At 74.3% G+C, this 18,151-nt stretch carries 19 protein-coding genes; 9 read left to right on the forward strand and 10 right to left on the reverse strand.

What is annotated here, in order from left to right; all coding sequences use genetic code 11:
* Positions 1–156: 156 nt before the first annotated feature.
* The 4 genes from ACBR40_RS02570 to ACBR40_RS02585 all read left to right on the forward strand — a co-directional run bounded on the left by ACBR40_RS02570 (position 157) and on the right by ACBR40_RS02585 (position 5,054).
* Positions 157–1,245: a LacI family DNA-binding transcriptional regulator gene (locus ACBR40_RS02570; protein WP_371247212.1), complete on the forward strand. Its 1,089-nt coding sequence runs from the start codon at positions 157–159 to the stop codon at positions 1,243–1,245.
* A gap of 130 nt (positions 1,246–1,375) precedes the next feature.
* Positions 1,376–2,368: a hydroxyacid dehydrogenase gene (locus ACBR40_RS02575; protein ID WP_371247575.1), complete on the forward strand. Its 993-nt coding sequence runs from the start codon at positions 1,376–1,378 to the stop codon at positions 2,366–2,368.
* Complete coding sequence (locus ACBR40_RS02580) at positions 2,368–4,023, forward strand: heparinase II/III family protein (RefSeq protein WP_371247213.1); 1,656 nt, start codon at positions 2,368–2,370, stop codon at positions 4,021–4,023. Before ACBR40_RS02575 ends, ACBR40_RS02580 begins: the two co-directional genes overlap by 1 nt.
* Positions 4,024–4,139: 116 nt before the next feature.
* A complete protein-coding gene (locus ACBR40_RS02585; protein WP_371247214.1) occupies positions 4,140–5,054 on the forward strand; it encodes an ornithine carbamoyltransferase in 915 nt (304 codons plus the stop codon).
* Between the two features lie 2 nt (positions 5,055–5,056).
* On the opposite strand, the gene ACBR40_RS02590 is transcribed toward ACBR40_RS02585, so the two are convergent.
* From ACBR40_RS02590 to ACBR40_RS02600, 3 genes are read right to left on the reverse strand one after another with little or no spacing between them, the layout of a single operon-like run.
* The gene (locus ACBR40_RS02590; protein ID WP_371247215.1) at positions 5,057–5,698 is read right to left on the reverse strand and encodes a GvpL/GvpF family gas vesicle protein; all 642 of its coding nucleotides are present in this window, start codon (positions 5,696–5,698) and stop codon (positions 5,057–5,059) included.
* Between the two features lie 2 nt (positions 5,699–5,700).
* The gene (locus ACBR40_RS02595) at positions 5,701–7,065 is read right to left on the reverse strand and encodes an SRPBCC family protein (RefSeq protein ID WP_371247216.1); all 1,365 of its coding nucleotides are present in this window, start codon (positions 7,063–7,065) and stop codon (positions 5,701–5,703) included.
* Between the two features lie 5 nt (positions 7,066–7,070).
* Entirely contained in the window at positions 7,071–7,658 is a 588-nt protein-coding gene (locus ACBR40_RS02600; RefSeq protein WP_371247217.1) for a hypothetical protein, read from the reverse strand.
* 185 nt (positions 7,659–7,843) lie between these two features.
* Between ACBR40_RS02600 and ACBR40_RS02605 the strand changes: the two genes are divergently transcribed.
* Complete coding sequence (locus ACBR40_RS02605) at positions 7,844–9,016, forward strand: SRPBCC family protein (RefSeq protein ID WP_371247218.1); 1,173 nt, start codon at positions 7,844–7,846, stop codon at positions 9,014–9,016.
* A gap of 11 nt (positions 9,017–9,027) precedes the next feature.
* Here the strand turns inward: ACBR40_RS02605 and ACBR40_RS02610 are convergent, their stop codons facing one another.
* Positions 9,028–9,303, reverse strand: coding sequence for a hypothetical protein (locus tag ACBR40_RS02610; protein ID WP_371247219.1), 276 nt, complete (start codon positions 9,301–9,303; stop codon positions 9,028–9,030).
* Positions 9,304–9,384: 81 nt separating this feature from the next.
* On the opposite strand from ACBR40_RS02610, the gene ACBR40_RS02615 reads away from it, so the two are divergent.
* Positions 9,385–9,960, forward strand: a complete 576-nt coding sequence (locus tag ACBR40_RS02615) for a carboxymuconolactone decarboxylase family protein (RefSeq protein WP_371247220.1) — start codon at positions 9,385–9,387, stop codon at positions 9,958–9,960.
* 26 nt (positions 9,961–9,986) lie between these two features.
* Here ACBR40_RS02615 and ACBR40_RS02620 read toward each other — a convergent pair whose 3' ends face one another.
* The gene (locus tag ACBR40_RS02620) at positions 9,987–10,412 is read right to left on the reverse strand and encodes a MarR family winged helix-turn-helix transcriptional regulator (protein WP_371247221.1); all 426 of its coding nucleotides are present in this window, start codon (positions 10,410–10,412) and stop codon (positions 9,987–9,989) included.
* A gap of 102 nt (positions 10,413–10,514) precedes the next feature.
* On the opposite strand from ACBR40_RS02620, the gene ACBR40_RS02625 reads away from it, so the two are divergent.
* Positions 10,515–11,963 (forward strand): MFS transporter, encoded by a 1,449-nt coding sequence (locus tag ACBR40_RS02625; protein WP_371247222.1) that lies wholly within the window; start codon positions 10,515–10,517, stop codon positions 11,961–11,963.
* Positions 11,964–11,973: 10 nt separating this feature from the next.
* Here the strand turns inward: ACBR40_RS02625 and ACBR40_RS02630 are convergent, their stop codons facing one another.
* Positions 11,974–12,723: a glucose 1-dehydrogenase gene (locus ACBR40_RS02630; protein WP_344219200.1), complete on the reverse strand. Its 750-nt coding sequence runs from the start codon at positions 12,721–12,723 to the stop codon at positions 11,974–11,976.
* A gap of 64 nt (positions 12,724–12,787) precedes the next feature.
* On the opposite strand from ACBR40_RS02630, the gene ACBR40_RS02635 reads away from it, so the two are divergent.
* Complete coding sequence (locus ACBR40_RS02635; protein WP_371247223.1) at positions 12,788–13,348, forward strand: TetR family transcriptional regulator; 561 nt, start codon at positions 12,788–12,790, stop codon at positions 13,346–13,348.
* Positions 13,349–13,387: 39 nt separating this feature from the next.
* Here ACBR40_RS02635 and ACBR40_RS02640 read toward each other — a convergent pair whose 3' ends face one another.
* Both ACBR40_RS02640 and ACBR40_RS02645 read right to left on the reverse strand, forming a co-directional pair.
* Positions 13,388–13,669, reverse strand: coding sequence for a hypothetical protein (locus ACBR40_RS02640; protein WP_371247224.1), 282 nt, complete (start codon positions 13,667–13,669; stop codon positions 13,388–13,390).
* 91 nt (positions 13,670–13,760) lie between these two features.
* Positions 13,761–14,213 (reverse strand): hypothetical protein, encoded by a 453-nt coding sequence (locus ACBR40_RS02645; protein WP_344219194.1) that lies wholly within the window; start codon positions 14,211–14,213, stop codon positions 13,761–13,763.
* A gap of 322 nt (positions 14,214–14,535) precedes the next feature.
* On the opposite strand from ACBR40_RS02645, the gene ACBR40_RS02650 reads away from it, so the two are divergent.
* Positions 14,536–16,107, forward strand: a complete 1,572-nt coding sequence (locus ACBR40_RS02650; RefSeq protein ID WP_371247225.1) for an alpha/beta hydrolase — start codon at positions 14,536–14,538, stop codon at positions 16,105–16,107.
* 18 nt (positions 16,108–16,125) lie between these two features.
* On the opposite strand, the gene ACBR40_RS02655 is transcribed toward ACBR40_RS02650, so the two are convergent.
* Together ACBR40_RS02655 and ACBR40_RS02660 are read right to left on the reverse strand one after the other, a co-directional pair.
* A complete protein-coding gene (locus ACBR40_RS02655) occupies positions 16,126–16,932 on the reverse strand; it encodes an N-acetylmuramoyl-L-alanine amidase (protein WP_371247226.1) in 807 nt (268 codons plus the stop codon).
* A gap of 123 nt (positions 16,933–17,055) precedes the next feature.
* Entirely contained in the window at positions 17,056–18,048 is a 993-nt protein-coding gene (locus tag ACBR40_RS02660) for an NAD(P)-dependent alcohol dehydrogenase (protein ID WP_371247227.1), read from the reverse strand.
* Between the last annotated feature and the right edge of the window lie 103 nt (positions 18,049–18,151).

An 18,151-nucleotide genomic window follows, 5' to 3' on the forward strand; every position in this document is an offset into this window, starting at 1 on the left:
CGTCGTGAGCCGGACGGTAAACGCGATCGACGCGACGAGTCAACACGCTGTTAACTTTTCGTTACAATCGCGGTGCAGGCGGGGTTGACGGCGGAAAGCGGATCTCTTACCGTCCAGGACAGCGATCAGGTAACCGGTTACCAGCAGGAGGCCCGCATGACCCCGTCCAACCGCGTCACCATCAGGGACGTGGCCAAGCGGGCCGGCGTCTCGGTGGCCACGGTGTCCCGCGTGCTCGGCGGCGAATACCCGGTGCTCGCCGCCACCCGCAACAAGGTCGTCCGGGCCGTGCGCGAGCTCGACTACGTCCCCAACGCCCACGCCCGCGCCCTGTCCGCGGCCCGCCCCGGGGCCATCGCCATCGTCGTCAACAGCGTCGCCGTCCCCTACTACGCGCTCATCGCCCAGGGCGTCGAGGAACAGGCCGCCCAGGAGGGACGGCTCTCGCTCATCTGCACCACCGGCGGCGACACCGGCCGGGAGCTGTCCATCGTGCGGCTCCTGCGCGAGCAGCGGGCCGAGGCCGTCATCCTCGTCGGCAGCGTGGTCGTCGACGACGAATACCGCGAGCGCATGACCGAGTACGCCCACGCGCTCGCCGCCGCCGGCTCCCGCCTGGTGCTGTGCGGCCGGCCGCCGCTGGGGGAGGGGGTGCCGGCGCTGGTCGTCGGCTTCGACAACACCGGCGGCGCGCACGCCGTCACCGCCCACCTGCTGTCGGCCGGCCACCGCAGGATCCTCTACCTCGGGCTGCGGCCCGGCCACACCACCTCCGACAGCCGCGTGGCCGGTTACCGCGCCGCCCTCGCCGAGCACGGCGTCCCCGCCGACCCCTCTCTGGAGGTGGAGGCCGAGTTCGACCGTGAGGCCGGCTACGCCGCCATGCGCCGCCGCCTCGCCGCCGGCCCGCCGACCTTCACCGCCGTCTTCGCCGGCAACGACCTGGTGGCCGCCGGCGCCATCCAGGCGCTGCGCGAGCACGGGCTGCGCGTGCCCGAGGACATCTCGATCGTCGGCTACGACGACGTCCCCCCGGCGCAGGACCTCGGGCTGACCACCGTGCACCTGCCCCACGACGAGCTCGGGCGCACCGCGGTCCGGCTGGCCCTCGGCCGCCTCACCCCCGGCCCGCCCTCCACCGGCGCCCCGGACGGCGTGGGGGGCGCGTGCGTCCTCACCCTCGGCACGCACATCGTCGTCCGCGGCTCCGTCCGCCGCCTCGGACCGCCGGTGGCGTCGCGATGACGGCCCGAGCGACCGGCCGGGTGACGACCTGGGCGACGGCCCGAGCGACAGGCCGGGCGACGCCCGGAGCGCAGGCCGGAGCGACGACCTGGATGACGGCCCGAGCGGCGACCCGGGTGACGGCCGGATGATGCCGCGCGTGGCGTTCGCCATGCAGCCGCTCCTGCTGCCCGAGCTGTTCCCTCGCGACCTGATGCGCCGGCTCGCGGCCGTGGCCGGGGTCGCCGGGGGCGTGATCGACTCCTTCGACGGCCCGCTCGACGCCGACATCCTCATCACCGGCTGGGGCTGCCCGCGCATCGACGCCGCCGTGCTCGCCGCCGCGCCGCGCCTGCGCGCGGTCGTGCACGCCGCCGGCAGCGTCAAAGGGCACCTGACGCCGGCCGTCTTCGAACGCGGCATCGCGGTCTCCTCGGCGGCGGCGGCCAACGCGGTGCCGGTCGCCGACTACACCCTCGCCATGCTCGTCCTCGCCGCCAAGCAGGCGTTCGCGCGGGCGCGGGCGTACGCGGCGGCCGGCTGGTCCGGCGACGCCCTGCCCGGCGTGGCCACCCCCGGCGACGGCGGCGGGCTGACCGGGGCGGCCGTCGGCGTCGTCGGCGCCTCCCGGGTGGGCCGGCTGGTCATCGCGCGGCTGCGCGAGCACGGGGCCGACATCCTGCTCAGCGACCCGTACGTCGGGCCGGACGAGGCCGCCGCCCTCGGCGCCAGGCACGTGCCGCTCGACGAGCTGTGCCGCCAGGCCGAACTGGTCACCGTGCACGCGCCGGAGCTGCCGGAGACCCGCCACCTGCTCGACGGGCGTCGCCTCGCGCTGCTGCGGGACGGCGCGGTCGTGGTCAACACCGCCCGGGGCGCGCTGATCGACACCGCCGCCCTGGTCCGGCACTGCGCGAGCGGGCGCATCGGCGCCGTGCTCGACGTGACCGAGCCCGAGCCGCTGCCCCAGGGGCATCCGCTGCTCGGGCTGCCCAACGTGCTCGTCACCCCGCACATCAGCGGGGCGCGGGGGCGGGAGCTGCGCCGGCTCGGCGAGTTCGCCGTCGCCGAGGTCGAACGCCTCGCCCACGGCCACCCCCTCCACGGCGCCGTCCACCCCTCCGACCTCCCCCACATCGCCTGATGCCCGCCCCATCCCCCTTGCCTGCCGTGCTGGAGCGGTTCGTGCGGGAGGTTCGGGTGGAGGCGGTGCGGGCCCGGGAGACGGAGGCGCCCGCGCTGACCCTCTCCCTGTGGCGGCGCTTCGCCGAGTTCGGTGACCGGCTCGCGTACGAGGCCGTCTACTTCGAGCGGCGCCGTCGCCTGGCCGCACTGCTCCTCGCCGCTCACCTGGACGACCGTCCCGACCCGGCGCTCGACGCCCTTCTCGGGTCCGTCTGCGACGAGCACACCTGGATCCTGCCCGCCCACGCCCCGGACGGCGACGACCCGGCGGACCGGGGCCGGCACGTGGACCTGTTCGCCGCCGAGACCGCCCACACCCTGGCCGAGGCGGTCACCCTCCTGGGAGACCGGATCGCGCCGGCCATCAGCGCCCGCGTCCGGGACGAGGTGGACCGGCGCGTCCTCGCGCCCGTGCAGGAGCGCCGCTGGTGGTGGGAGACGTGCGCGCACAACTGGGCCGCCGTCTGCGCCGGCGCCGCCGGGATGGCCGCCCTGGCCCTGGACTCCGACCGGCTGCCCGTCCTGCTGCCCCGCGTCGAGGCGGCCCTGGCGTCGTACCGGTCAGGGGTCGCCCCCGACGGCGCCTGCCTGGAGGGCGCCGACTACTGGGCCTACGGTTTCGGGTATTTCGTCTACTTCGCCGAGGCGCTGCGCGCACGCACCGGCCGCGACCTGCTCGACGACCCCCACGTACGCGCCCACGTACGCGCCATGGCCGCCTACCCCGCGGCCATCGACCTCGGCGGCGGCCACCGCCCGGCCTTCGCCGACGCGACCGGGCACGGGACGTACCCGGCCGGGCTGCTCGACCGGCTGGCCGTACGCCTGGACGTCCCCGTGCCCGCCCGGCCGGGGGACGGGCCGTCCTTCCACGACGACCCCTGCTACCGCTGGGCGCACCTCAGCCGTACCCTCTGGTGGACCACCGGCGCGGCCCGCCGCCCGCCGGCCCCGCAGGCGTTCCTTCCGCACGCCGGGATCGTCGCCGCCCGCACGGAGGGGAGCGCGTTCGCCGCGAAAGGCGGCCACAACGACGAGCCGCACAACCACCTCGACCTCGGCCACTTCGTCCTGTGCGCGGGCGGCGAGCCGATCCTGGACGACCTCGGCGCGCCCGAGTACACCCGCGACTACTTCGGCCCGCTCCGCTACCGCACCCCGCAGGCCGCCGCGGACTGGCACTCGGTCCCCCTGATCGACGGCGCGGCCCAGCTCCCGGGGCGGGAACGCGCCGCGCGGGTCGTCGCGCACGCCCCCGGCGATCCGCTGCTGCTCGCCCTCGACCTCAGCGCCGCGTACGGCACGCCGCGCCTGGCCCGCCTCGTCCGCACCTTCACCTGGCGTCCCGGCCGGCTCGACGTCGCCGACGCCTTCACCTTCCACGGCGGGGAGTGCCGGGTGGAGGAGGTGTTCGTCTCGCGCCGCCGCCCGGTCGTGGGCCGGGGAACGGTCTCGTGGGGGCCGGTGACGCTCCGCGTGCCCGAACCGTGGCGCGCCTCGCCGGAAGAACTGGAGGTGCGCGGCCACGACGGCCGCCCGGAGACCGTCCATCGGGTCCGCCTGACCGCCTCCATCCCCTCCGGCACCTGCGTTTTCACCTTCCGGCTGCCGTAGGGACGAAAGTCCGTCCATTTGGATTCCTTAGCCTCCGTACTCGTGGGTAGGCCCAGTGGTGTGCTGGGATGGCGAACCCCCTTCGCCCGCGTCGCCCGCCGAGAGGAGCGGCTTCTGTGAGGCACCTGCTGCGCATCGCCGACCTGGACCGGCACGAGCTGCGGTTCCTGCTCGACCGTGCCGACCACTTCAAGGCCCGGCCGCTCGCGGCGCCCGGGCTGCTGCGCCGGCGTACCGTGCTGATGTACTGCACGCGGCCGTGCGCCCGGATCCGCGTGCCGATCGAGACCGCCGTCGCCCGGCTGGGAGGGACGCCGCTGCACGCCGGGCCCGGCACGCGGGGGCGTGGCCGCGAAGGGCGCCTGGGCGAGCCGTCCCAGATGATCGGCGCGTACACGGCGCTCGTGGTCCTGCAGATCAGCGACGACGCCGAGGCGGTCAGGTTCGCGCGGGCGGCGCACGTGCCGGTGCTCAACGCGCTGACCGACGACCACCACCCGCTCCAGACCCTCGCCGACCTCATGACGCTCCGCGAGCACCTCGGCGACCTGCGGGGCCGCAAGCTCGCCTGCGTCGGCCCGGCCTCGAACGTCACCCACAGCCTCATCGAGGCCGTCGCCCTGACCGGCCTGACCCTCGCCGTCGCGGCTCCGGAAGACGCGGGACCGGACCCCGCCGTCCTGGCCAGGGCCGAGGAGGCCGCCTCCGGCGGCGGCGGGAAGGTGATCGTCACCCCCGACCCGTACGAGGCGGTCAAGGAGGCCGACGCGGTCTGCACCGGCGCCTGGCCCGTCTCCACGGCGGCGACGGCGGCGCTCGCCCCCTACCGGGTCACCCCCGACCTGCTCGCCGCCGCCGGGCCCGACCCGATCTTCCTGCACCACCTGCCGCTCCGCCGCGGGGCCGAGGTCGAGGCCGCCGTCGTGGACGGGCCCGCCTCGCGGGTGCTCGCCCAGGCCGCCAACCTGCTGCCCGCCGCGCAGGCCGTCATGGAGGCGCTGCTCACCAACCGCCTGGCCGCCTCCCGCTGACCTCAGCCGGACGGCACGAAGTCGTACGGGGCGAGCGGGCCGAACAGACGCAGCTCGATCCGGCCCGCCCAGCCTTCGGCCAGGGTGTCCAGGGCGCGCTCCAGCTCGCCGGCCCGGCGGGTCTCGGCGAGCACCGCCAGCCGGGCCGTGTCCCGCCTGCCGGTCGGGCGACCCGGCGACAGGCGTGCCGAGACCGGGGCGAGCGCCTCGACCAAGGCGCGCACGTCGGGCTCGCGTGGCCGCTCCTGCGCGGCGTAGCGGAGCTCGACGAGGTACTCGGCCCGCCCCTCCAGCTCCCGGAGCGCGCGGGCGAACTCGTCGTGACGCGGCTTCAGCAGGCCGTCGAGGACGGCCGCCCGGTCCGGGACGACCGTCCCGCAGGGGAGCGGCAGCACCGGGACCTCGGCGGCGGTGGCGTCCAGCAGGTCCTCGTGCGCGGCCCTGTCGGTCGGCCGGGGGGTGCTCTGGTCCGTCTCGCTCACGAGGGCGGCGATCTCGCGGTGGCGGATCACCCGCATGGTGCCGGCTTCGCCGACGCCCTGGGCCTGCCCGTCCACCTCGACGTCGGCGGGGACGATGCCGTACACGTAGAGGGCGGGCGCCCGGAGGCGCGCGCCCTGGTTCTGCTCACCCGGCACCGGCATGGTCACGACCTGCGGCGGATCGGGCGCATCGACTCCCTGGGATTGCCCGCACGGCGCGGCTCCGCCCGCACCCCGCGCTTCTCCTCGGCAGCCGGCTGCTCCTCCTCGGGCTCCTCTTCCTCTTCCTCTTCGGGCTCCTCCTCTTCCTCAGCCTCCTCGTAGTCCTCCGGCTCCTCTTCCTCCTCTTCCTCCTCTGGCTCTTCCTCTTCCTCGGCGCCCTCTTCCTCGGGCTCCTCCTCTTCGGGCTCCTCTTCCTCGGCGCCCTCCTCTTCCTCGGGCGCTTCCTCCTCGGCGCCTTCCTCCTCTTCGGGCGCTTCCTCCTCGGCGCCTTCCTCCTCTTCGGGCGCTTCCTCCTCGGCGCCTTCCTCCTCTTCGGGTGCGCCTTCCTTTTCCGCTTCCTCCGGCGGGGTCACCTCGCCGTCGTGGATCTCGCCCCGCCAGCCGTCCTCGGCGATCTCCTCGGGACGCAGCATCACGTGGGACATGACGTGCCGGGCGAAGTGCTTGAGCTCCAGCCGTACCCGCCGCCCCTGGGCCCGCCACAGGTTGCCGGTGTGCTCGAACAGCCCCTTCGGGTAGTACTCCAGGATCACCACGACGCGGGTCAGATCGGGCGTGAGCTCGTGGAAGGTGACCGAGCCGTCCACGTACCCCTTGTCGCCCTCCGACCGCCAGATGATCCGCTCGTCCGGCGTCTGCTCCAGGATCTTGGCCCGCCAGGCGCGGTGCGACCAGAAGACCTGCGCCTTCCAGTTCTGCCTCTCGTCGGACTGCTGGTCGATGTTCTCGACCTTCTTCATGAACGTCGGGAAGTCCCGGAACTGCGTCCACTGGTTGTAGACGATTCGGCGGGGCGCTCCGATGTCGATCGCCTCGACGATGTTGGTGACCTTGAGCGACTTGCCGCCCGAGCCTTTACCGCGCTTGAAAATCTTGCCGATCTTGCCGAACACGCCCTTGATGGCACCCTTCGCCGCTCCGGCCAGCGTCGAGCCGCCGATCGAGCCGCCTCCCGACCCGCCGAGCAACTGTTTGGCGCCGCTGAGCAGCCCGCCTCCCGAGCCGCCCTCCGAGCCACCGCCGGGGTCATCGCCGGGGTCATCGCCGGGGTCACCGCCCGAACCGCGGCCCGAACGGCGGCGCGAGCGACCCGGCGTGAAGTCGTTCAGCCGCCCGTTCACGCCCTCGACCTTGCCGATCGCCGACGACAACGCCCGCCCGGCGGCGGCCACCCCCAGCCGCTTCAGCGCGGAGCTGAGCTCTCCCGTCGGCAGCTTCGAGACCGCCTTGCCGGCCACCGGGGTCTTCTTCAGGGTTTCCTTGCCTTTGCCGACGACCTTCTCCGCCGCCCTCAGCGCTTCGGTCATCGCGCTCACTCCTTCGTCTTGTCCCGCTCGGCGGACCGGCGGCGGGCCACGCCCGACGCGGCCGCTCTGACCCGATCGGCGGCCCTGGGCACGTGCGGCTTCGGCACGTGCGGCTTCCGGAGGCGGGATTTCTTGCTGCGGGGCTCTTCCTCCTCCTCGTCCTCCTCGCCGCCGCCCTCCTGGTCGGCGTCCTCCTCGGCGCCTTCGTCAGTGCCCTCTGCGGCGCCCTCTGCAGTGCCTTCTTCGGTGTCCTCTGCAGTGTCCTTCTCTGGGCCCTTCTTGGTGCCTTCCTCGGCGCCCTCTTCGCTGCCCTTCTCGGCCTGCCCGGCCTGCTCCAGCCGGTCGGCCAGGGTCTCTATCTGCCGGACCGCGGCCGTCATGGCGGCGGACTTGGTCAGATCCAGCAGTTCCCCGCGCAGCCGTCCGGTCAGCTCGCCCAGTTCCGGCGAGCCGCTCAGCAGGTCGCCTCCGTTCCGCTTGAGCTTGCGGAAGAGCATCGTCGCCGCCATGGCCGAGGCCATGCGCAGCTTGTGCCGCCTGCCGAGGTAGTAGCCGGCGACGAGGGCCAGCGCGACTTTGCCCGTTTCGTTCATGGCCCGCTCCTTTGCGCGTACGCGCCCGGTCGGAATCCGTCCCTCCATGCCCCGACCTTCCCTTGAAAAACGACATATGCCGACAAAAGGGACATATTTTGGGCCGGTGCGATGAACAGCGATGACGCATGACAGGGGCCGGAGGCGGGTAGCCGCTGGTCGAGGGGCGGACGAGGGGGGACACCATGCGCCTGAGCACGGACGACAGAGCCGCCGGAGGGCGGCGCGGGCCGGGGAGGGCCGTCACGGCGGGGGCGGCGTTCTGCGCCGGGGCCGCGGTGGCGTACTTCTGCGACCCGGTACGAGGACGCAGTCGCCGGGCCATAGGGCGGGACAAGGCCGCCCACGCCACGCACAAGCTGCGCGACGGCCTCGGCGTCCTGAGCCGCGACCTGACCAACCGCAGCCGGGGGCTGGCCGCGGCGGTCCGCTACCGCTGCAGGAGCCAGCCCGTCGACGACCGGGTGCTGCACGAGCGCGTACGCGCCGAGCTGGGCCGCCACGTCAGCCACGCGCACGCCGTCGAGGTCCGGGTGGACGAGGGGATCGTCACGCTCGCCGGCGACGTGCTGGCCGCGGAGGACGAACGGGCCCGCCGGGCGATTCGCCGCGTTCCCGGCGTGCGGGGGGTCGAGGCCGTCTGGACCGCCCACCGCGAGGCCGGAGGGACGTCCCGGCTGCACGGCGGCAGGCTCCGGCGGCCGGTGCCCGAGCTGCTGCAGGTCCAGTGGTCGCCGTCCGCCCGCTTTCTGGCGGGCACCGCCGCGGTCGTCCTCTGGACCCTGCGGCTGCCGGGCCCGTTCTCGACGGCGGCGCGCGGCCTGGCCGGGGTGCTGGCCGTGCGCGCCGCGACGAACCTGCCGCTGCGCCGCCTGACCGGGATCAACGCCGGGCGCCGCGGGGTCGACGTCACCGCCGCCGTCACCGTGAACGCGCCCCCGGCCGCCGTCTGGGGGCTGATCAGCGACTACTCGGCGTTCCCGAAGTTCATGCCGCACGTGTACGAGGTACGCCTGTCCGTCGACGGCCGCACCTCCCACTGGCTGGTCAGCGGCCCGGCCGGCACACCCGTACGGTTCGACGCGAGCGAGACCCGCCGCGTGGAGGGCCGCGAACTCGCCTGGAAGTCGGCCGAGGGCGAGCTCATCGCCCACGCGGGCACGCTGCGGCTGGCCCCGGGCCCGGGCGGCCGGACGCAGGTGCAGGTGCGGCTCTCGTACAACCCGGTGGCGGGGGCGGCGGGCCACATCGTGGCCCGGCTGCTGGGCACGGACCCCGAGCGCCGGCTGCGCCAGAGCCTGGCGATGCTCAAGACGCACGCCGAGCACGCCGCGCTCCCTGCCGTGGCCCGCGCGTGACCGCCGGCCTCCTACCGTGAGGGTGAGGGTGAGGGCGACGGGGTCGCAGTGGGGGAAGCCGCCGGCGAAACGGACGCGGACGGGACCGCCGGGGCGGCCGGGGCGGCCGTCTCCGGCGGCTTGCCGAGCGAGGTGACCACCAGCACCCCCGTGGCGACCGCCACCACCGCGACCAGCGCGACGGCGACCAGCGCGAACCTGCGCACCGCCCGCTTGTGCCTGACCTGCCGCGCAGCCTCCTCGCGCCGCAGCTCGGCGCGCCTGCGCTTGACCTTTCTCTGTGACATGAACGCTCCCGAGAGTTCCTCGGGCGTCACGATAGGAGGCAGGCTGTAATGCGCAGCTAAACGGACGGACGGAGGCCGTGAGTGGAGCGGAGCGACCCCGGGCGACGCCTGCCCGGACTGCGCCCGGACGAGCTGGACGAGGAGCAGCGGCAGGTCTACCAGGCCATCGCCGGCGGCCCCCGGTCGCGGGGCCCGCAGCCGTTCGCGCTGGCCGACGCGGATGGGCGGCTGCGCGGCCCGTTCAACGCGATGCTGCTCAGCCCGCCGGTCGGCGGCGCGCTGCAGGCGTTGGGGGCCGCGGTGCGCTACGGCTCGGTCCTGCCCGCCCGCGTACGGGAGCTGGCGATCCTGGCCGTGGCCGCGCACTGGGACAGCGCGTTCGAGCGCGAGGCGCACGAGGCGGTCGGCCGCGCGTGCGGCCTGACCGAGGACGAGCTGGCGACGCTGCGCGAGGGCGGCCTGCCCGAGCCGGACGACCCCGCCGAGCGCGCCGCGCTGCGGGCCGTGGCCGCGCTCGCGGCGCGCGGCCGGCTGGACGACGAGGAGTACGCGGGGGCGGTGGCGGTGCTGGGAGAGCGCGGCCTGTTCGAGCTGACGACGCTGGTCGGCTACTACGGCACGCTCGCCCTGCAACTGAGGGTCTTCGCCGGCGAATGACCGCGGGAGAGACCGGGTGGACGTTCTCAGCGCTCCATGCTGGCGTTGAAGTGCGCGAGCCCGCCGGCGAAGGACTCCAGCTCCTCCGTCGTCCAGCCCTCCAGCACCTTGGCCAGCCCGCGCAGCCGGCCCTCCCGCTCGGCCCGCGCCCGCCGCAGCCCTTCCTCGGTGACGCGGAGCTTGCGCGCCATGCCGCCCTCCGGGTCGGGGATGCGCTCGGCCAGCCCGGCCCGCAGCAGCACGGCGGTCTGCCGGTTCACGGTGGAGGTGTCGAGGCCGAACGCCCGCGCGAGCTGCCCGATCGACAGCGGCCCCTCGGCCTCCAACCGGCTCAGCAGGATGTAGCTGCTGCGTTCCAGCAGCCGCTCGTCGGGCCGGCCGGCCGCCGCCAGCTCCTTGTAACGGCCGATCAGCATGAGCTCCCGCTCGATGTCGGCGATCTCCCTGCGCACCTTGCCTCCCGTCGCGGGAGTCAAGAATATCCGTTGAGTGGGCATGTGTATGATGCACACCATTTGCGCCTGGCGTGCAGGCCGACATCGGGGGAGCGACGCATGGACGAACCGGGCACGGTGCCGCGCAGCGGACTGATCGTCGGGGTGCTGGCGGCGGCGGGCATCACGGTCTCGCTGATGCAGACCCTCATCGTCCCCCTCATCGCCACCCTCCCGGCCCTCCTCCACACCACCACCGCGAACGCCTTCTGGGCCATCACCGCCACGCTGCTCGCCGGCGCGGTCGCCATGCCCGTCTCCGGCCGCCTCGGCGACCTCTACGGCAAACGCCGCGTCATGGTCGCCAGCGCCCTCCTGCTGTCCGCCGGCTCGTTCGTGTGCGCGCCCGCCGAGACGCTGGTCCCCATGGTCGCCGGCCGCGCCCTCCAGGGCCTCGGCATGGGCGTCATCCCGCTCGGCATCGCCATCATGCGCGACGTGCTCCCGCCGCAGCGGCTCGGCTCGGCCATCGGACTCATGAGCTCCTCGCTCGGCGTCGGCGGCGCGCTCGGCCTGCCCGCCGCCGCGCTCGTCGCCCAGTACGTGAGCTGGCACGCGCTGTTCTGGGCGGCGGCCGGGCTCGGGCTGCTGATGAGCGTGCTGATCCTGGTGATCGTGCCCGAGTCGCCGGTCAGGTCGCCCGGCCGCCTGGACGTGGTCGGCGCGATCGGCCTGTCGGCCGGCCTGGCGCTGTTCCTGCTGCCCGTCTCCAAGGGCAGCGAATGGGGCTGGACCAGCGGGACCACGCTCGGCATGTTCGGGGCCTCGGTGCTCGTCCTGCTGCTGTGGGGCTGGTGGGAGCTGCGCGTGCCCGCGCCGCTGATCGACCTGCGCACCTCGGCCCGCCGCCAGGTGCTCATGACGAACCTGGCCTCCATCGTGATCGGCTTCGCCATGTACGCGATGTCGCTCATCACCCCGCAGCTCCTCCAGCTCCCCGTCGCCACCGGCTACGGCCTGGGCCGCTCGATGGTCGAGGCCGGCCTGTGGATGGCGCCCGGCGGGCTGGTCATGATGGCGATCTCGCCCGTGGCGGCCCGCCTGTCGGCGGCGCGCGGGCCGAAGACGTCCCTGCTGCTCGGCGCGCTCGTCATCGCCGCCGGCTACCTGCTGGCCCTCGTCCTCATGAGGCACGCCTGGGGCATCCTCATCTTCTCTGCCGTGGTGGCCGCCGGGATCGGCTTCGCGTACGCGGCCATGCCGTCGATCATCATGTCGGCGGTCCCGCGTACCGAGACGGCCGCCGCCAACGGCCTCAACAGCCTCATGCGCTCGATCGGCACCTCGTCGGCCAGCGCCGTGCTCGGCGCGGTACTGGCCAACATGACGATCCAGGTCGGTCCGGCGACGCTGCCCTCCGAGGCGGGCTTCCGTACCGGGTTCGTCATCGGGGCGGGCGTGGCGGTGCTGGCGGCGCTCATCGTCACCGCCATCCCCGGCCGCCGCGCCGCCGCCCGCCACCTCGCCGGCGCCCCGTCCGGCCTGGACGAGGAGCTGCCCGCCCGCTGAGCGCCCCTTCCTACCCGGCCGACCAGCCGCCGTCCACGGGGACGATCGCGCCGTTGACGAACGAGGCGGCGTCCGAGGCCAGGTAGAGCGCGGCGTCGGCCATCTGCTCCGGCTGCGCCATGAGCTCGCCCAGGGCCAGCACCGGCGACAGGCGGGCGGCGCCGGCCGGGTCGAAAGTGGCCCCGTCGGCGATGTTGGTCGCGGTGGGGCCGGGCAGGATGGCGTTGCAGCGGATGCCGTCCTTGGCGTACGCCCAGGCGACGCTCCTGGTCAGGCCGATGAGCCCGTGCTTGGAGGCGGTGTAGGCGGCTCCGGCCGCGCCGCCGCGGATGCCCGCCTCGGAGGCGGTGTTGACGATCGCGCCCCGGCCCTGGCGCAGCAGGTGCGGCAGCACCGCGCGGGTGACCAGGAACGCGCCGGTCAGGTTGACGCGGATCACCCGGTCCCACACCTCGGGGGCGATCTCGGCGGGCAGCGCCATGGTGTCCAGGATGCCGGCGTTGTTGCAGAGCACGTCGATGCGCCCGTACGCGCCGATCGCCGCCTCCGTCAGCGCCGCCACCGACGCCTGGTCGCCCACGTCGGCGGTGACGGCGAGCGCGGCCTCGCCGACGACGGCGGCCGTCTCCTCGGCCCGCGCCCGGTCCACGTCGGCGGCCACCACCCGGGCGCCGGCCTTGGCGAAGGCCACCGCCATGGCCCGGCCGATCCCCGACCCCGCTCCCGTGACGAGGGCGACGCGGTCGTCGAATGCGTTCATGAGCCTGTCCTTCCTGGGGGTGCTCGGCAACCGGACATCTCTGTCCGGTTGTACGATAGCCCTCATGCCGGGGCCGCGTCGACCGAACAGAGGACCCAGCGCCGCCGCCGAGAACCGCGCCGCGCTGATCACCGCCGCGCGTCAGGTCTTCGCCTCCGAGGGCTACGGCGCGCCGCTCAGCTCCGTCGCCCGCGCCGCCGGCGTCGGCCAGGGCAGCCTCTACCGGCACTTCCCCGACCGCGTCGCGCTGGCCATGGCCGTGTTCGAGGAGCAGGTCGCCGCCCTGGAGTCGCTCGCCGCCGAGCCGGGCAGCACCATCGACGACCTGCTCGCGGTGATGACCGAGAACGCCGTCGCCTCGACCGCGTTCATCGAGCTGGTCTCACGGGCCTCCGCCGAGCCCGACCCGCGCATCCTCGGCCTGCGCGAGCGCGTGGTCGGCCTGCTCCAGGGCGTCCTCGACGACCCGCGGCGGGCTCCCCGCATCCGTCCCGGCGTCTCGGCTGACGACCTCGTGCTGATCTTCGGCATGATCGCCGGCGCCCTCGCCCACATCCCGGCCCCTGAGCGCCGCGCCACCGTCCGCCGCGCGTGGTCCCTGCTCCGCGAGGGCGTGGAGCTCTGACGCCCCGCGAGGGCGTGGAGCTCTGACGCCCGCCGCCGATCAGCCCTCGACCGGCAGCCCGGCCTTCTTCCTGCCGTACCGCCGGGCGATCAACCAGGACTGGAGGGCGAACAGCGCCAACGCCACCAGCCCCGCCACGGCCGACATCTCCTCCTCGGAGAGCCCGCCCGCGCATTCCGTGATGTTGCCGCCCTCGTACGGGGAGACGCAGCCCGACCCCAGGATCAGGTCGGCGACGAGCCAATTGACCAGCAGAAGAGGGACCGCCACCAGGACGAGCAGCAGCGCGACGCGGCTCGCAGGTGATGTTCGACGGTTCATCCCGACCACATAAGCAGAGCCGGATGATCACGGCAAGACCGCGACGGCGGAAGGCCGCGTCAGCGCGGCCTTCCGCCGTCGTACGGGATCGTCAGTTGTAGGGGTTGTCGTAGGTGAAGCCGCTGCGGTGTTCCCTGTAGACGTTGTTCGGGAAGCTGGACCCGATCAGCTCGAAGGTGACGTTCCGGACGACGGCCCCGTAGTCCACCTCGCCCGAGTGCGGGGAGGCGAAGCCGGAGTAGAAGCACCAGGGAACGGTCGTGGAGGGGTTCCAGAAGAGGGTGTTGTAGAGGACGCCGTTGACGTAGATCCTGACGTACGGCGCCTGGAAGCTCGAACGGCGGCACAGCACCAGCGAATAGGTGTACCGCGTGTTCCCGTCGTCGAAGGCGACCGTGCCCTCGACGCGGGCGAGCTGGGTGCCGTCGCTCGCGTTCACCTGCAGGACGATCGGGCTCGGGGGTCCGTACGCGGCCTGTGCCGGGCTGAGCGGCAGCAGCGCGACGGCGATGGCGGCGAGCAACAGCGCGATGCGGCTTCGCATGCACGTCCTCCTGATGGGGGAGTAGGGCGGGTCCACTCGCGGCGAGATTATGGTCGGACGTGCACGGGGTCCGGTGCCCGCGTCATCCGGCCGGGCACGAACCGGGACGCCGGCACACCCCTTTTCGCGGGCCACGCCGCCCACCAGCCCGGCGACCGGAGCAGGTCCGGCAGGGGCCGATGAAAGTTTCACCCGCCCCGGGGCAGGACGTCGATGACGTGGTCGTGGCCGCGCCAAGGCGCGGGAAACCGCCGTACGCCGGAGCGTGCGGGCCGCCAGGATGTCGTCGCGCGGCGACCGGCCGCCTGCCCGAGGAGCGTGCATGAGGAGATCCGCGGCCATGGCCGCCCTGCTTCCCCTGGTGGCCACCACTGTGACCGTCACTGTGGCCGCCACCGTGGCCGCCCCGCCCGCCACCGCGACCGCCACCGCGACCGGCCAGGAGCTCACGTGGAAGCGGTGCCCGGCCCAGGAGAACGGCGACCGGCCGGAGCCGCTGTCCGACGGCACCGCCTGGGAGTGCGCGACGCTGAAGGTGCCGCTGGACCACGCCCGTCCGGACGGTCCGCGGCTGCGGCTGGCGCTCATCCGCGCCAAGGCCAGGCCGGGCGCGGGTGAGCGGCGGCTCGGCTCGCTCGTCTTCAACTTCGGCGGCCCCGGCGAGTCCGGCGTGGCCACGCTGCCGCCGATCGCCAAGGACCGCTACCTGAAGCTGCACCGGCGTTACGACCTGGTCAGCTTCGACCCGCGCGGCGTGGGCCGCAGCGACGGGGTGCGCTGTCTGGACGGCCGGAGGTTCGACGCCTGGCGCGACCTGGACGGCACCCCCGACGACCCGGCCGAGGAGCGCACCCTGATCGGCGGCTTCCGCGCGTTCACCGCCTCCTGCGCCCGCCACGCCCGCGCCGTGCTGCCGTACGTCGGCACCGAGAACGCCGCCCGCGACCTCGACCTCCTGCGGCAGGCGCTCGGCGAGGAGCGGCTGCACTACTTCGGCATCTCGTACGGCACCAAGCTCGGCGGCGTCTACGCCCACCTGTTCCCTCAGCGGGTGGGCCGGATGGTGCTGGACGGCGCCGTTGACCCCACGGAGAACGCCGAGCAGGTCGCCCTGCACCAGGCGAAGGGGTTCCAGCGGGCGCTGGGCAACTTCCTGCGCGACTGCGCCGGGCGGCGCGACTGCCCGGTCCCCGGCGGGCGGGCCGCCACGCGGAAGGGCGGGGAAGAGGACAACCGGCGGGGCGAGCGGCGGATCGCCCGGCTGCTCGCCCGCCTCGACTCCCGCCCGCTGCCCGCCGCCGGCGGACGCCGGCTCACCCAGACCCAGGCCCTGTACGGCATCGCCGCCGCGCTCTACTCCCGCGAGTCCTGGCCGTACCTGCGGCTCGCGCTGCGCTCGGCGATCGAGGACGGCAAGGGCGACCTGCTGCTGTACTTCTCCGACGCCCTCTACGGCCGGGGCGACGACGGCCGCTACACGAGCCTGCAGTCCGCCAACGCCGCCGTCAACTGCGCCGACTCCAGCGACCGGTACACCGCCGCGCACGTACGCGCCCGGCTGCCGGAGTTCCGCACCGCCTCGCCGGTCTTCGGCGAGCTGCTGGCCTGGTCGCTGCTGCAGTGCACGGGCTGGCCGGTCGCCGGCGCGGCGCCCGCGACCGACGTGCGCGCCCCGGGAGCGCCACCCGTCCTCGTGGTCGGCACCACCGGCGACCCGGTGACGCCGTACGAGGGCGCGGCCACGATGGCCGAACGGCTGGGCGTCGGCGTGGAGCTCATCCGCCGGGGCGAGGGCCACGGCGCGTACGGCTCGGGCAGCTCCTGCGTGGACGACACCGTGAACCGGTTCCTCCTGGACGGCACGGTCCCGGCGGACCGCACCACCTGCCCATGACCGGGCCGAGGCCGGGGGTCAGACCCGCAGCAGCGGCGGCCAGGTCTCCGGGCCGACGACGCCGTCCGCGCCGAGCCCCCTCGTCTGCTGGAACGCGCTCACCAGCGCCATGAGACCCTCGTCGGCGACCGTGGACTCCAGCCAGGCGCGCAGCCCGCCGGGGAGGTCGGCGTACGCGGCCGGGGGCACGTGCCCGCGGGCGAACAGGCAGCCGCGCACGGTCTTGACGTCGTAGTTGTCGTCGCCGAGCCTGATCACCGGCAGGTTCCTCACGAGTTCCTCCGTCCAGAAGGCGCCAGGGCCGGCCTTGATGATGGCGGCCACCGACGCCCGGAAGTCGTTCATGTCGATGGAGTGGGGGTCGGGCTTGGCGGTGTTGACCTCGCGGTGCGCCTTGACCCGCGAGGCCGGCAGCTTGAACTCGCGGCACAGCTCCGCGCACAGCCGGACGTAGGACTCCCGCTGCGCGGCCGGCCAGGGCTGGGTCCCGTTGTTCTCGGCCTCGATGCCGAGCGAGCTGGAGTTGTCGTGCCAGGGCGAGGTCGAGGGGGCGTTGTGCCAGCACCGCCCGGCGGCGATCACGTAGATGCGGCCGGAGCGGCCGAGCCCGAAGTGCGACAGCGGGCCGTCGAGGCCGGGCCGCCCGTCGCGCACCACGGCCAGCGACGGGTAGTCGCCGCCGCCGGCCGGGCCGGCCGTGTGGTGGCAGACGACGCCCTGCACCTCCGGCTGCGGTCCGTGGCCCCGGGTCCGCCACCCGGCCACCTCGGTGACCGGGCTGCCGGTGCGGCGGGCGACGTCGGCGAGCTGGGTCAGGAACGGCATCAAGGACTCCCATCGCTGTCGTGCGTCCTGCGCGGTTCCCTAGAATGCCCGACAAAATCGGGATTATGAGCGCTTTCCCCGCCCCGGCCCCCGGCCGGGCGGGCTGACCTGCGCGCGCGGACGTCAGGACTCCGTCACGGTGACGACGACCTTGCCGCGCGCGTGGCCCTCCTCCTGGTAGCGGACGGCCGCCGGGATCTCCTCGAAGGTGTACCGCCGGTCGATCACCGGCCGCACCTCGTCCGCGTCGATGAGCGCGCCCAGCGTGATCAGGTTGCGCCGGGTCTCCTTCCACGGGCCGTTGGTTATGGCGACCTGGTGCGGCAGGAACGGCGCGGCCGCCAGCGTCCCGAACATCCGCCCCATCGGCTGCAGCCACCGGCTGCCCCGCCCGCCCACCTGCACGTGCCGCCCCTTCGGCCGGATCAGCCGCCGGAAGGCCCGCCCGGGGTGGCTGCCCGCGACGTCGACGACCAGATCGAAGCGGCGGCCGAGGCCCAGGACGTCCTCCTTGGTGTAGTCCACGACCTCCTCGGCGCCGAGCGAGCGCACCAGGTCCAGGTTCGCGGGGCTGCACACGGCGGTGACCTTCCCGCCGAACGCCCGCGCGAGCTGCACCGTGAACGTGCCCACGCCGCCGGAGGCGCCGTTGACCAGGACCCGCTGCCCCTCCTCCAGGCCGCCGTCGTCGCGCAGGGCCAGCAGGGCGGTCTGCGCCGCCATCGGCACCGCCGCGGCCTCCTCGAACGACAGCGTCCGCGGCTTGGGCGCCAGGTCGGCGACCTTGACGGCGGCGTACTCGCCGAAGCCGCCGCCGCCGGACATCGCGTACACCTCGTCGCCGGGGGCGGCCTCGGTCACGCCGGGGCCGGTCTCCTCGACGACGCCGGCGACGTCCGCGCCGAGGATCGGCAGGCTCGGCCGGAACAGGCCGGGGCCGCCGGGCATGAGGCGGGCCAGGCGCGGCTCGCCGCGCATCAGGTGCCAGTCGAAGGGCTGGACGGACGTGGCGCGCACCCGCACCAGCACCTCACCGGGGCCGGGCACGGGGCGGGGCAGCTCGGTGAGCTTCAGCGCGTCGGGGGAGCCGTAGGAGTCGAGGACGAAGGCCTTCATGGGGCGCTCCTTGTTCTGGTGGGGACCGTCGGTGGGGACTGACGAACGCCAGTGTGGGCGCGGCCCCGCCCCGTCGTAACCGCCGAAAGTACGACCTCCCGAG

The organism is Nonomuraea sp. AD125B (genome assembly GCF_041402765.1).
GTDB classification, from domain to species: Bacteria; Actinomycetota; Actinomycetes; order Streptosporangiales; family Streptosporangiaceae; genus Nonomuraea; species Nonomuraea bangladeshensis.

What these genes read in the sequence shown, in the direction of transcription:
- ACBR40_RS02570 (WP_371247212.1), top strand. Translation starts at nt 157, where the DNA reads ATGACCCCGTCCAACCGCGTCACCATCAGGGACGTGGCCAAGCGGGCC.
- ACBR40_RS02625 (WP_371247222.1), top strand. Translation starts at nt 10,515, where the DNA reads ATGGACGAACCGGGCACGGTGCCGCGCAGCGGACTGATCGTCGGGGTG.
- ACBR40_RS02640 (WP_371247224.1), bottom strand. Translation starts at nt 13,669, where the DNA reads ATGAACCGTCGAACATCACCTGCGAGCCGCGTCGCGCTGCTGCTCGTC.
- ACBR40_RS02610 (WP_371247219.1), bottom strand. Translation starts at nt 9,303, where the DNA reads ATGTCACAGAGAAAGGTCAAGCGCAGGCGCGCCGAGCTGCGGCGCGAG.
- ACBR40_RS02660 (WP_371247227.1), bottom strand. Translation starts at nt 18,048, where the DNA reads ATGAAGGCCTTCGTCCTCGACTCCTACGGCTCCCCCGACGCGCTGAAG.
- ACBR40_RS02590 (WP_371247215.1), bottom strand. Translation starts at nt 5,698, where the DNA reads ATGCCGGTGCCGGGTGAGCAGAACCAGGGCGCGCGCCTCCGGGCGCCC.
- ACBR40_RS02645 (WP_344219194.1), bottom strand. Translation starts at nt 14,213, where the DNA reads ATGCGAAGCCGCATCGCGCTGTTGCTCGCCGCCATCGCCGTCGCGCTG.
- ACBR40_RS02630 (WP_344219200.1), bottom strand. Translation starts at nt 12,723, where the DNA reads ATGAACGCATTCGACGACCGCGTCGCCCTCGTCACGGGAGCGGGGTCG.
- ACBR40_RS02655 (WP_371247226.1), bottom strand. Translation starts at nt 16,932, where the DNA reads ATGCCGTTCCTGACCCAGCTCGCCGACGTCGCCCGCCGCACCGGCAGC.
- ACBR40_RS02650 (WP_371247225.1), top strand. Translation starts at nt 14,536, where the DNA reads ATGAGGAGATCCGCGGCCATGGCCGCCCTGCTTCCCCTGGTGGCCACC.
- ACBR40_RS02600 (WP_371247217.1), bottom strand. Translation starts at nt 7,658, where the DNA reads ATGAACGAAACGGGCAAAGTCGCGCTGGCCCTCGTCGCCGGCTACTAC.
- ACBR40_RS02635 (WP_371247223.1), top strand. Translation starts at nt 12,788, where the DNA reads ATGCCGGGGCCGCGTCGACCGAACAGAGGACCCAGCGCCGCCGCCGAG.
- ACBR40_RS02605 (WP_371247218.1), top strand. Translation starts at nt 7,844, where the DNA reads ATGCGCCTGAGCACGGACGACAGAGCCGCCGGAGGGCGGCGCGGGCCG.
- ACBR40_RS02580 (WP_371247213.1), top strand. Translation starts at nt 2,368, where the DNA reads ATGCCCGCCCCATCCCCCTTGCCTGCCGTGCTGGAGCGGTTCGTGCGG.
- ACBR40_RS02575 (WP_371247575.1), top strand. Translation starts at nt 1,376, where the DNA reads ATGCCGCGCGTGGCGTTCGCCATGCAGCCGCTCCTGCTGCCCGAGCTG.
- ACBR40_RS02595 (WP_371247216.1), bottom strand. Translation starts at nt 7,065, where the DNA reads ATGACCGAAGCGCTGAGGGCGGCGGAGAAGGTCGTCGGCAAAGGCAAG.